Source organism: Rhizobium sp. RAF56 (assembly GCF_052113965.1).
GTDB lineage: Bacteria > Pseudomonadota > Alphaproteobacteria > Rhizobiales > Rhizobiaceae > Rhizobium.
This window is the reverse complement of record NZ_JBFRDU010000009.1, coordinates 144,992-156,793: the sequence shown is the minus strand read 5'-3', so window position 1 is coordinate 156,793 and position 11,802 is coordinate 144,992. Positions and strand designations below refer to the sequence as shown.

Here is an 11,802-nt window from a genome sequence, read left to right as displayed (position 1 = left end):
CGCGTTGTTCGCTCTCAGGCGACGGCAGCGGCGGGTTCGTCGAGCCAGCCACCGATGAAGCCGGCACGGGCAAGGCCGGCGCGCATGATGGGCGACTGCCGCATCAGGTCCCAGAGAAGACCGTTGCGGTCGTTCTCGATCATCATGACCAGCAATCCCTGGTCGATGCCGACCGAGCGGTCGTCGACCCAACCCTCGGGGCCGGGGCCCGCTACGCTCGGGTTGAAGCCTCCCGGGAAACGGCCGTCGAGCAAAAGGTTCGGATAGGCGGCAAGCAGCGCGCGCGTTCCGTCCAGAGCGGCCTGCCGGTCGTAGGGCAGGCAGGCAAGCGGGCACCAGGGCGCGATCGTTCCGTCATCCGGACCGAGCGGCGCGCCGCGTGCCGCATAGCCCAGCACCTTCGGACGGTGGTTGCGGCTGTGGCGTCCGCCGGTCGGGATCGGGCCGTCGCAAGCCGACAGCCCCCAGATATCGCGGCCATAGCCGACGAAGCGTCCGGGATTGCGCTCGGCGTAGTCGCGCTGCACGTCGATGGCGATCTGGGTATTGCTGAAATAGTCGGTGTTTCTTTCCGCCATGTAGCGGTCGTTGATGCCGCGAAAATCGATCCAGGCATGCGAGAACAGGTGAATGAAGAGCGGGCCGGCATAGAGGAAGGGCTGCTGCTTGTACATCATCCACGTATAGGTGGATGCAAAGGCATCATAGCTGGTCTTCGGTATCGGATGCGTGGGCGAGCCCAGCGCCAGGGTGTAAAGAAGAATTGCCTCGTCATAGCCCTGATAGCGCCAGCGCAGGAAACCGCTGCTCGGCTTCCAGCCCATGGAAATGGTCTCGCCTTTGTTGAGCGCCCAGCGCCAGTCGGCGCGCTCGTAAAGCACTGTCGCCTGCGCGCGGATATCGCTCTCGGTCTCGTCTTCGCCGGTGAAATAGGCGGCGGCCGCAAGCACGCCCATCAGGAGCAAGGCGGTGTCGATCATCGACAGTTCGCTGTTCCAGGCGCGGCGGCCGTGTTTCATGTCGAGGAAATGATAGTAGAAGCCGCGATAGCCGGTGGCATGCCGCTCCTGCCCCTGGTGGCTGTCGGCGAAGAAGTTGAGCGTGGTGGCGACACGGGCGGCGGCATCGGCTCGGCTGATCCAGCCGCGTTCGACGCCGACGGGGTAGCTGGAAAGCGCAAAGCCGACGGCAGCGATGCTGCAATGGCTGGTGCGGATCGACGTGTCGGCGACGAGACCGTTTTCAGGGTTCGTATACAGCAGAAAATAGTCGAAGGCCGCCTTCTGCAATCCGTCGATCAGTGACGCGTCCGCGTCGTTGTTGCGCTGGAGCATTGCAAACCCATCCATTCCGCACCCCCATGCCCTGCTCCGGTGCCGACTGCCCGGGCGTCCCGGCGGAACGCGCTAGCGACGCAGCAACTCACCGATTCTACGCATATTTCTCCCTCAAATCGATTCCGATTTAAGGGTTATACGCGAGCGGATACCGCAGCAAATCAGACACGTTTGATGCTGGCACGCATTGGTGGATGATTAATTAAGAAGAAAACGGGGCCATTTGTGGATAGAAATGCGGAAATCTACCCCTTTTTGTCAGAACGAGCCAAAAAGCGATCCGAGCACGATCACCGCCGCGAGCGCAATCAGCGCGCCGAGGATGCCGACGACGACGATATCGCGGTAGCTTTCGCGGTGCGTCGATCCGCAGACGGCAAGCAACGTCACTACCGCGCCGTTATGCGGAAGGCTGTCCAAAGTGCCAGAACCGATGACGGCGACGCGATGCAGGAGTTCGGGGTTCAGGCCGATTTCGGCGGCGCGTGCCATGTAGGTGCTGCCGAGCGCGTCGAGCGCAATCGTCAGTCCGCCGGAGGCCGATCCCGTCAGCGCCGCCAGGATGTTCGTGGCGACCGCGAGCGACACGAGCGGGCCGCCGCCGATGCCGAGCACCCAGTCCCGCACCGCCTCGAAAGCCGGCATGGCGGCCACAACCGCACCGAAGCCCACGAGGCTTGCGACGCTGACGGCCGGCAATACCGAGGCGTTGGCCCCGGCATCCATGGTTTCGCGGACCGTCGGAAGCCGCCGGTAGTTGAGCGCGAAGACGGTGACGATGGCAGCCGCAAGCGCGGTCACGACAGCCCAGACGCCGCCGACGGCCGAAAGCGTGGTTCCGCCCCAGCGCGGTTCGTTCAAGAAACCGACGTCGAGGCGAGGCAGGATGAAGAGGGACATGGCGAGGTTGACGATGACCACGACGATGAGGGGAAGGGCGGCGGCAAGGATTGAAGGCGCCGTGGCAGCATGGCCGCCGTGGGAAAGTTCGGCCGGGTCGAATTCACGCGCGGCGGTCGCCCGCTCGCGAAGTGCCTCGTTGCCGGCAAGGCTATCGGCGGAGGCAATAATGCCGTCGCCGAAATCCTCCCCCGCCTGTTTCGCCGTTGCTGCCTCGCGGGTGAGCCACCACATGCCGAACAGGATCATGATCGCCGAGGCGATGATGCCAAGGCCCGGAGCGGCAAACGGGGTGGTGCCGAAAAACGGCATCGGGATAGCGTTCTGGATCGACGGCGTTCCGGGCATGGCCGACATGGTGAAGGTCGACGTCCCGAGCACGATCGCGGCCGGCATCAGCCGGCGCGGGATGGCGGCGTCGCGAAACAGGGCTTCGGCCATCGGCGCCAGCACGAAGAAGGCGACGAACAGGCTGACACCGCCGTAGGTGACGAAGGCGCCGGCGAGCACGACGGCGAGGATCGCGCGCTCCTTGCCGAGCTTCTCGGTCATGAAGGCGGCGATGGCCGAGACCGAACCGCTCGCTTCCATAAGCTTGCCGAACAGTGCGCCCAGCAGGAAAAGCGGAAAGAACTGTGCGAAGAAACGCGCAGCGCTCGTCATGAAGGTTTGCGTCCAGTGGGCAAGCAACGGCTCGCCACCGAAGACGGCGGCGACCGCCGCGGCGGCCGGCGCGAGCAGCAGCACGCTCCATCCGCGGAACGCCAGCCAGATCAGGACGGCGAGCGCAAAGAGAATGCCGAGCAAGCCCATGCTCAGACCCCTTCCAGGAGCGTTTCGAGATCGAGCGAGGAGCGCGTTCCGAGATCGTCGGCATGCTCTTCGAGGAATGCCTCGGCCGACCGGCGGCCCTCGTCGCGCAGCAGCGACAGGAACGCCCACTCGGCATTGAGCTTCGAGGAATAGCCGAAGTCCAGCATGGCGTCGCTGGCAACGCGGTGGATGCGCATGGAGGCCCAGCGCATGCTTTCATCGTCGTCCGACCGCGCCACCCGGCGCAGCAGACCCATCATCCGGAGCTCCTTCAAGAGGACGGCATTGAAGGACACTTCATTCAGGCGGTTGAGGATGTCGCGAGCCGATCGCGGCGTGCCCGGCCGTTCGACAGGATTGATCTGGACGAGGATCGTATCCTTCGAATCGCATTCGCGGATCAACGGCGTCAGCGTCGGGTTGCCGGCATAGCCGCCATCCCAATAGGTGTCGCCGTCGATCTCGACCGCCTGGAACATCGTCGGCAGGCAAGCGGAGGCGAGCAGGACGTCGGGAGTGATCTCGGCGTTGCGGAAGATACGGCCGCGCCCGGTGCGTACATTTGTCGCGGTAATGAAGAGCTTGATCGGGCTTTCCGCCAGCTTCGTGAAATCGACCATGTCGGCGAGGATGGCACGGAGCGGATTGGAACCGCCGGGATTGAGGTCGTAAGGCGAAAACAGGCGCGCCGCCATATCCATGGCGACGAAGATCGGCGAGTTGTCGAGCGTCCAGCGCCCGAGCAGAACATCGAGCGGACCGCGTTGGAACGGGCTGTACTGGGCCGCCTCGGATACCTTTTTCCAAAAGCCTTCGAGCGCTTCGCGCGCGCCATCGGCGCCGTCAAGGGCGTGGCCATGGGCAAGCACCACCGCGTTCATCGCGCCCGCCGAGGTGCCCGAAATACCCTCGAGTCTCAGCCATTTCTCTTCGAGCAGACGATCGAGCACGCCCCATGTGAACGCGCCATGCGCGCCGCCGCCCTGAAGCGCGAGGTCGACCTTGAGGTCGTCACGCTGCTTGGTTTTCGCCTGCATGCCGTCACCCCGTCCGCCGATCTAGAGGATATCTCGCAACCGCAATATACACATCGCCCACCGCCACGAAAGCCCGACTGGTTCCGATTATGGGGGCGTCGATAGAAAGCGGAAAAGGAAGGCAGGGATCGTGCGCTCGGCCAGCAGCACGCAAAGAAATGAGAAAACGCCCCGAAAGGGCGTCTGCTAACGTCTTGAATTCTTAGGAAAATTGGAGCGGGCGAAGGGATTCGAACCCTCGACCCCAACCTTGGCAAGGTTGTGCTCTACCCCTGAGCTACACCCGCTCATTCCGCATCGGTCCGGGGTAGTGAAGTGGACCGTGGGTGCCACCTTGCGGCGACGGGCGCTATATGGCCTAACCATTTTTCAAATGCAACAGGGAAATGACGAAAGAGCGAAGAAAAATGCTCGACCCCCCTGTCGTGGCGCGGCATATCCCTGGAAATGTAAGGGCTTTCGGCCCGTATTCCCGGTGGCGATTGCAAAAAACCAGCGTGCGACGTATCAGGAAGCCCGCGTTTTTCAACACAGTGCGCAGTGAGTCGACCATGCTTGCACCAGATGAAACAGTTCGGCCGCCGAAGACCCGCGAGGATCTTTGCCGTTTTCTCGACGATCTCGGCATCAAGCACAGCACCAGGGATCACGCGCCGGTCTTTACCGTCGCGGAATCGGTGGCGCTGCGCGACGAGATCCCCGGCGGGCACACGAAAAACCTGTTCGTGAAGGACAAGAAGGATAATTTCTTCCTGCTGACGGTCGAGGAAAACGCCGCCGTCGACCTGAAGACGGTCCATGGCCTGATTGGTGCCGCGAGCAAGGTTTCCTTCGGCAAGCCGGAAAAGCTCTTGGAATTTCTGGGCGTCATTCCGGGTTCGGTCACCGCCTTCGGCGCGATCAACGACACGAGCAACAACGTCACCTTCGTGCTCGACGCGGATCTGATGGAGCATGAGATCGTCAACTGCCATCCGCTGACAAACGATGCCACGACATCGATCGCAGGCGCCGATCTCATCCGCTTCATGGAGGCGACGGGCCATACGCCGCTCGTCTTGAAAGTGACGGCTTGAGGCACGATTTTATGCGGCGGATGCGGATTTCGGTCAGCGGAACGCCCGAGAGAAATTATGGAGCGACGCGTGCGAAGGCATGCGCGATACTGTAGCCTAACCATCACCATATAGATCGGCACCGATCTCTATGCGCAAATTCAAACTGCTTAAGCGTCTTTTGCGCGGCAAACGCGCGGCGCTTCAGACAAGAAAATATGCCGGACAAGGCGGGAGATACTCATGAGCGGCTCAGACAACCCCTATCGCAGCTCTTTCGGCGGCCAGATGACGGCGAGCGCGAACTACGGCGCGGCGCCCGCGGCAGCGGAGGCAGGCTCCCCCATCAAGGACACGACAACGGCAACCTTTGCCCGCGATGTCATCGAGGAATCGCGCCGCCAGCCGGTGCTCGTGGATTTCTGGGCGCCTTGGTGCGGCCCGTGCAAGCAGCTGACGCCGGTGATCGAAAAGGTCGTCAACGAGGCGGGCGGCAGGGTGAAGCTTGTCAAGATGAACATCGACGACCATCCCTCGATCGCCGGCCAGCTTGGAATCCAGTCGATCCCGGCCGTCATCGCCTTCGTCGACGGCCGGCCGGCCGACGGCTTCATGGGCGCGGTGCCGGAAAGTCAGGTCCGGCAGTTCATCGACCGGCTCGCCGGCCCCGGTGGGGCTGGCGGCGACGAGGCCGAGCAGATCTCCGCCATCCTGGAAGAAGCGGGCACGCTTCTCGGTGGAGGCGACATCAACGGTGCCGCCGAGCTTTTCGGCGCGGTGCTGCAGGCGGATCCGGAAAATGCAAGCGCGCTCACCGGCATGGCCGAATGCATGATTGCCGCCGGGCAGAACCAGCGCGCCCGCGAAGCCCTCTCCGATCTGCCTGAAACGCTGGCGAAGGAACCGGGCATCCAGGCCGTCCTGAAAAAGCTCGACCAGATCGACGAAGCCCGCAAGCTTGGCGACCCCGTCGAACTCGAGCGCGAGCTCGTCAGCAATCCCGACGATCACGCCGCCCGGATAAAGCTTGCCAAGATCCGCAATGTCGAAGGCAAGCGTGACGAGGCGGCCGACCAGCTGCTGACCGTGATGCGCCGCGACCGTGGTTTCGACGATGACGGTGCGCGTCGCCAGCTGCTGGAGTTCTTCGAAGTCTGGGGCCCGAAGGATCCGGCAACCATTGCGGCGCGCCGACGTCTTTCCTCGATCCTGTTCTCTTGACGTTTAGGCATCGAAACCCTCTTGCGTTTTTGCAGGAAGGGGCCACATTTCGTCGAGGGGAGAACGCGTAAGGGGCGTGCGCGTGAAGCGTCACGAAAGCCGGGATTTTCGTTCATGCAGGTTGGCAATGCCCGATATCTCAAGCCGAACGATTTGCCTGAGTGCGTCGCCGTGTTTCCCCTGTCAGGCGCGCTTCTGCTTCCCGGCGGCCAGTTGCCGCTGAACATATTCGAGCCGCGCTATCTGACGATGTTCGATGCCGCAATCGCCGGCAACCGGCTGATCGGCATGGTTCAGCCGGCGCTTGGCGAGCCGCCGAACACGTCTAATTTGGCGCAGGTCGGTTGCCTGGGGCGGATCACCTCCTTCTCGGAGACCGGCGACGGCCGCTACATAACGTCGCTCACCGGCATCTGCCGCTTCCGTCTGATCGACGAGATGACCGGCCATAATGCTTATCGCACCTTCCGCATCGCTCCCTTCGTTTCCGACCTCAAATCGCGCGACGAAGAGGATACTGTCGACCGCGCGGCACTGCTTGGCGCGTTCAAGGCCTATCTTGAGGCCAACAAGCTTGAGGCGGACTGGGCGAGCGTGGAGCGCGCCAGCAACATGACGCTCGTCAACTCGCTGGCGATGATGGCGCCCTTCGAACCGGCTGAAAAGCAGGCCCTTCTCGAAGCGCCGGACCTGAAGACGCGGGCGGAGACCTTCATCGCGATCACGGAAATTGTGCTCGCCCGCTTCGGCGACACCGATTCCGTCCTGCAGTAGAACGCGCCATGGACGACACCGTCAGCAAGGTAGACCCGAAGCTTCTCGACTTGCTCGTCTGCCCGCTTTCCAAGGGACGGCTGACCTACGACCGCGAGAAAAACGAGCTGGTCTCGGAAAAGGCGCGTCTCGCCTATCCTATTCGCGATGGCATTCCGATCATGCTGATTTCCGAGGCCCGACGGCTGGACGACTGAGCAGGCTCCTGGGCGTCAGAGCAGATCGGCTTTTCTTTGAACCGCAGATCGGCTCCATCTTTTTGTTGTCACGCAATTCCGGACGGAAAACCGTTTCACACTTTTCCTGAAATTGCTTCAGATCGCTTCGCCGGAAAGCAGCCGCGGCTTGCCGTGGGCTGCGGTGCCCGCCGCCTGACTGATGAAATAGGACTTCAGGCGCGGCATGCGGTCGACGAGGCCCAGCCCTATGTCGCGCATCACGCGGATCGGGCCGACGTCGTTGGAAAACAGCCGGTTCAGCACGTCGGTGGTAACGCCCATCCGGAATGTGTCGAAGCGGCGCCAGGTCTGGTAGCGTTCAAGGATGTTGATCGAACCGAAGTCGAGGCCGAGACGGTCCGCTTCGACGATCGTTTCGGCGAGCGCCGCCACGTCCTTGAAACCGAGATTGAGGCCCTGACCCGAAATCGGGTGGATGCCGTGGGCGGCGTCGCCGGCAAGCGCGAAACGCGGTGCGACGAAATCGCGCGCCAGCGTCAGGCCGAGGGGAAACGCGCGGCGTTCGCTGGTTGCCCTCAACGCCCCAAGCTTGTGGCCGAAGCGCCGCTCCAATTCTTCTTCTAAGATAAGCTCGTCGGCGGAAACCAGGCGCTCGGCGTCGCCCGTCCTTTCCGTCCAGACGAGCGAGGAACGGTTGCCCTTGAGCGGCAGAATGGCGAAGGGGCCGGCGGGGAGGAAATGTTCTTCCGCGCAGCCCTCGTGCGGACGTTCGTGGTCGACGGTGGCGACGATGCCCGACTGACCGTAATCCCAGTTCACCGTCTTGATGCCGGCCATGTCGCGCAGCTTCGAGCGCACGCCGTCACAGGCCACCAGAAGCCGTGTCTCGACAGTGCTGCCATCGGAGAGCGACAACGCCACGGAGGCGTCGCTCGTGGTGAAACCGGTCGCGCTCAGGCCGTGGCGGATGGTGACGCCGAGCCGCTCGCAGGCGCCGCGCAACGCCCCGACCATCACTGCGTTCTCGATCATGTAAGCGAAGGGCTCGCCGTTTTCGACTTCGCCGTCGAAGGTGAGAAAAACCGGCCGCACCGGGTCGCCGGTGCGCGAATCCGTGACGATCATCCGGTTGATCGGCTGCGCTTCGCCGCGGATTTCTTCCCAGATGCCGAAAACCTCAAGCATCTTGACGGCCGCGGCGATGATCGCCGAGGCGCGCATGTCCTTTTTCCAGACGGTTTCGGGGGCGGCCTCGATCACCTCTACGTCAAGGTGCGGCGCTGCCTGCTTGACGGCGACAGCCGCGGCGAGGCCCACGTAACCGCCACCCACGACCAGCATGTCCTTCATCGCCTTGCCCCCAGTGTCTCTCGTCCAAAGTGTCCGTAAACCAATCGTGGTCTATATAGTGCATCACATTCACCGTTCATACCCGCCGGAGCACATTCGCAATGTCGTCAGAGAAGCCTAAGCCGACCGCCATGGAGCAGCTGATCCGGACGCTCGATCTCGAGCCGATCGAGGTCAATCTGTTCCGTGGCAACAGTCCGCAGGCCGGCTGGCAGCGGGTTTTCGGCGGCCAGGTCATCGGGCAGGCGCTCGTCGCCGCGCAGCGCACCGTCGATGGCGATCGTCATGTGCATTCGCTGCATGCCTATTTCATGCGGCCGGGCGATCCCTCGGTGCCGATCATCTATCAGGTGGAGCGCCTGCGCGACGGCGGCAGCTTCAGCACCCGCCGCGTTCTTGCGATCCAGCACGGCAAGGGCATCTTTGCCATGTCGGCGTCGTTTCAGCAGGACGAGCCGGGCTTCGATCACCAGATCCAGATGCCGAGCATTCCGGGGCCGGAAGAGTTACCGGGCGAGGACGAGGTCAAGGAGCGCTTTCTAGCCGACGCCCCGGCAGCGCTGCGCCGCTATTGGCAGAGCGACCGGGCGATCGAGATTCGCCCGCAATCCTTCACCCATTACATTTCGGACGCCAAGCTGGAGCCGCAGCAGAATATCTGGGTGCGGGCGACCGGTCCCGTGCCGGACGACCGCCTGACACAGGCCGCCGTCCTCGCCTACCTCTCGGACATGACGCTGCTCGATTCCTCGCTCTATGCGCATGGGACCTCGATCTTCGATCAGAACCTCCAGGTCGCAAGTCTCGACCACGCCATGTGGTTTCATCGTCCCGTCAAGCTCGACGACTGGCTGCTCTATGCCCAGGACAGTCCGAGCGCATCCGGGGCCCGCGGCATGACGCGCGGCAGCCTTTTCACCCGTTCGGGTGAACTCGTAGCCTCGGTTGCCCAGGAGGGTTTGATTCGGAAAAAGGCAAATGACCAATAAATGGTCAAATTTCTCGATATGCACAATATTTGAGCGGAAATTAGCTAATCCCCTGCCGTTTTTTTGGTAGCTGCAAATAATCCTATTATTTTTCAATGGCTTATGAAGCCATGCTGAATCTGGCACGCCCTTTGAATGTATAGATCGGGTCGCAGGCGCTTCGGGTGCCCGCCTCCGGGGACAGTCGGCTCTGCCGAGCATAAACAAAGGATGGGAACCAGATGAAAATTGTGATGGCCATAATCAAGCCGTTCAAGCTGGATGAGGTCCGAGAAGCCCTAACGGCGGTCGGCATCCAGGGCCTGACCGTGACCGAGGTTAAGGGCTACGGACGTCAGAAGGGTCATACCGAAATTTACCGTGGCACTGAATACGCGGTCAGCTTTCTGCCGAAGCTGAAGATCGAGGTCGCCGTCGGATCTGAAATCGTCGACAAGGCGGTCGAGGCCATCGCCGCCGCCGCCAAGACCGGGCAGATCGGGGACGGGAAGATTTTCGTCTATTCGCTGGAACACGCCGTACGCATCCGCACCGGCGAGACCGATGTAGAAGCACTTTGAAGCACGGCCGCTAAGGGAGACTTTGCCAATGTCATTTTCTAAACTTTCTTCCACCCTTGCCAAGGCGGGCGCCGTGTCGGCAGCTTTGCTTGCGCCGGTAGTGGCTTTCGCCCAGGAGGCGACGCCGGCTGCTGCTCCGGTGCCGGACAAGGGTGACGTCGCGTTCATGTATATCGCGACCCTGCTCGTGCTTCTGATGATCGTGCCCGGCCTGGCACTCTTCTATGGCGGCCTGATGCGCGCCAAGAACATGCTTTCGATCCTGATGCAGGTCACTATGATCGGCTGCGTCGTCATGCTGATCTGGGCGATCTACGGCTATTCCGTCGCCTTCGGCGGCGGCACAAACCCCTTCTGGGGCGGTCTAGGCAAGCTGTTCATGGCGGGTGTGACGCCGGCCAGCACGTCGGCGACCTTCACCAAGGGCGTCGTCATTCCGGAATATCTCTTCTTCCTGTTCCAGATGACCTTTGCCGCTATCACGCCCTGCCTGATCATCGGCGCCTTCGCCGAGCGCATCAAGTTCTCGGCGTCGGTGCTGTTCTGCTCGCTCTGGGTTACCTTCGTCTACTTCCCTGTCGCCCACATGGTCTGGGACGCCAGCGGCTATCTCTTCGGTCTCGGCGCGCTCGACTTCGCCGGCGGCACGGTCGTTCACATCAATGCGGGCGTCTCGGGTCTGATCGGTGCGATCATGGTCGGCAAGCGCACCGGCTTCGGCAAGGACATGATGGCTCCGCATTCGATGACCATGACGTTCATCGGCGCCGGGCTGCTGTGGGTCGGCTGGTTCGGCTTCAACGCCGGATCGAACCTAGAAGCTTCCGGCGGCGCCATGATCGCCACCGTCAACACCTTCCTCGCGACGGCCGCCGCGACGATCTCCTGGTCGCTGGTCGAAACGATGACCCGCGGCAAGGCCTCGATGCTCGGTGCCGCGTCGGGCATGATCGCCGGTCTCGTCGCCATTACGCCGGCATCGGGTATTGCCGGTTCGATGGGCGCGATCGTCATGGGTCTGCTCGTCTCGCCGATCTGCTACTTCTTCGTCTCGACGGTGAAGAACAAGTTCGGCTATGACGACACCGCCGACGTCTTCGGCGTTCACGGCATCGGCGGCATATTCGGCGCCCTGGCGACCGGCATTTTCGCAAGCGCCTCTCTCGGCGGCGTCGGCTATGTCGGGGAACAGACGATGGCCGGCCAGCTGAAGGTTCAGATCATTGCCGTCGTCGTCACCATCCTGTGGACCGGCATCGGCTCTTTGATCCTCTACAAGATCGTCGACATGGTCGTTGGCCTGCGCGTAACGGTCGAAGCCGAACGCCAGGGCCTCGATCTCTCGGCGCATGGCGAAGCTGCCTACCACGCCTGATAGCGGATCGCGGCGCCGGAACCCTCCGGCGTCGCTCAAGAACACCACGCGTTTCGAAAGAAGTGCCGATCTTGGCCCGGACCACTGGTCCGGGCTCTTTTGTTTTTATGGATCATCGCTGCTTTGCTTGTGCGCCGATTGTGCATGGTTAACATGGCATTAACCCTCCTCTGATTAGGTAGTGTCGACGTTTTGGGCGTCCGGCATAGCGC

At 62.4% G+C, this 11,802-nt stretch carries 11 protein-coding genes and 1 tRNA gene; 7 read left to right on the top strand and 5 right to left on the bottom strand.

The window, feature by feature from the left end:
* Positions 1–14 precede the first annotated feature (14 nt).
* From AB4048_RS10190 to AB4048_RS10175, 4 genes are all read right to left on the bottom strand, one after another.
* Positions 15–1,334, bottom strand: a complete 1,320-nt coding sequence (locus AB4048_RS10190; RefSeq protein ID WP_442201860.1) for a glucoamylase family protein — start codon at positions 1,332–1,334, stop codon at positions 15–17.
* 261 nt (positions 1,335–1,595) lie between these two features.
* Positions 1,596–3,050 carry a GntP family permease gene (locus AB4048_RS10185; RefSeq protein WP_442201831.1) on the bottom strand — a complete coding sequence of 485 codons (1,455 nt, stop codon included), beginning with the start codon at positions 3,048–3,050 and terminating at the stop codon, positions 1,596–1,598.
* Positions 3,051–3,052: 2 nt separating this feature from the next.
* Complete coding sequence (locus AB4048_RS10180) at positions 3,053–4,087, bottom strand: patatin-like phospholipase family protein (RefSeq protein WP_442201830.1); 1,035 nt, start codon at positions 4,085–4,087, stop codon at positions 3,053–3,055.
* A 212-nt stretch (positions 4,088–4,299) separates the two neighbouring features.
* A tRNA-Gly gene (locus AB4048_RS10175) sits at positions 4,300–4,374 on the bottom strand.
* A gap of 264 nt (positions 4,375–4,638) precedes the next feature.
* Here AB4048_RS10175 and AB4048_RS10170 point away from each other — a divergent pair.
* From AB4048_RS10170 to AB4048_RS10155, 4 genes are all read left to right on the top strand, one after another.
* Positions 4,639–5,163 (top strand): prolyl-tRNA synthetase associated domain-containing protein, encoded by a 525-nt coding sequence (locus AB4048_RS10170; protein ID WP_442201829.1) that lies wholly within the window; start codon positions 4,639–4,641, stop codon positions 5,161–5,163.
* A 222-nt stretch (positions 5,164–5,385) separates the two neighbouring features.
* On the top strand, positions 5,386–6,363 hold the full coding sequence (trxA, locus tag AB4048_RS10165) for a thioredoxin (RefSeq protein ID WP_442201828.1): 978 nt from the start codon (positions 5,386–5,388) through the stop codon (positions 6,361–6,363).
* Between the two features lie 114 nt (positions 6,364–6,477).
* Positions 6,478–7,137: an LON peptidase substrate-binding domain-containing protein gene (locus AB4048_RS10160; protein WP_442201827.1), complete on the top strand. Its 660-nt coding sequence runs from the start codon at positions 6,478–6,480 to the stop codon at positions 7,135–7,137.
* 8 nt (positions 7,138–7,145) lie between these two features.
* Positions 7,146–7,334 (top strand): Trm112 family protein, encoded by a 189-nt coding sequence (locus tag AB4048_RS10155; protein WP_442201826.1) that lies wholly within the window; start codon positions 7,146–7,148, stop codon positions 7,332–7,334.
* Between the two features lie 117 nt (positions 7,335–7,451).
* Here the strand turns inward: AB4048_RS10155 and AB4048_RS10150 are convergent, their stop codons facing one another.
* Positions 7,452–8,666 (bottom strand): ubiquinone biosynthesis hydroxylase, encoded by a 1,215-nt coding sequence (locus AB4048_RS10150; RefSeq protein ID WP_442201825.1) that lies wholly within the window; start codon positions 8,664–8,666, stop codon positions 7,452–7,454.
* A 101-nt stretch (positions 8,667–8,767) separates the two neighbouring features.
* On the opposite strand from AB4048_RS10150, the gene tesB reads away from it, so the two are divergent.
* The 3 genes from tesB (at position 8,768) to AB4048_RS10135 (ending at position 11,590) form a co-directional block, all read left to right on the top strand.
* A complete protein-coding gene (tesB, locus tag AB4048_RS10145; protein ID WP_442201824.1) occupies positions 8,768–9,655 on the top strand; it encodes an acyl-CoA thioesterase II in 888 nt (295 codons plus the stop codon).
* 221 nt (positions 9,656–9,876) lie between these two features.
* On the top strand, positions 9,877–10,215 hold the full coding sequence (locus AB4048_RS10140; RefSeq protein ID WP_442201823.1) for a P-II family nitrogen regulator: 339 nt from the start codon (positions 9,877–9,879) through the stop codon (positions 10,213–10,215).
* Positions 10,216–10,243: 28 nt separating this feature from the next.
* Complete coding sequence (locus AB4048_RS10135; RefSeq protein ID WP_442201822.1) at positions 10,244–11,590, top strand: ammonium transporter; 1,347 nt, start codon at positions 10,244–10,246, stop codon at positions 11,588–11,590.
* The last annotated feature ends 212 nt before the right edge of the window (positions 11,591–11,802 follow it).